Source organism: Massilia hydrophila (genome assembly GCF_020208145.1).
In the GTDB taxonomy this organism is placed as follows: Bacteria; Pseudomonadota; Gammaproteobacteria; order Burkholderiales; family Burkholderiaceae_D; genus Telluria; species Telluria hydrophila.
The window spans coordinates 1-255 of record NZ_JAHYBX010000105.1; the positions used below are offsets into that span (position 1 = coordinate 1).

The window sequence follows — 255 nt, forward strand, 5'->3', positions numbered from 1 at the left end:
CACTGCCATGCGCCCGACGGTTGCCAGAGTTCCTTCAATGCGGCCTTCATCACGTACACCGTCATGAGGGCCTGGTTGGCGGCGAGCAACTCGTCCATCCTGCCTTGCTGGGCGAGCGGCACATTCTGCCTGTTTCGCAGCAACAGCCAGCGGGCGCGCTTGACCACCTGGCGCTGGGGCCGGTCTTCGCGCAGCCGGTTCGCTTCATCGACCCGGACCCGGTCGATGACTTCGCGGCCGTATTTGGCGATCACG

Annotated in this window: 1 protein-coding gene; it reads right to left on the reverse strand. The window is 65.1% G+C overall.

The annotated features are described in order from the left end of the window. A partial coding sequence (locus LE190_RS21710) for a DesA/ISL3 alpha bundle tail domain-containing protein (protein ID WP_225240632.1) occupies positions 1 to 255 on the reverse strand: 255 nt, incomplete at both ends.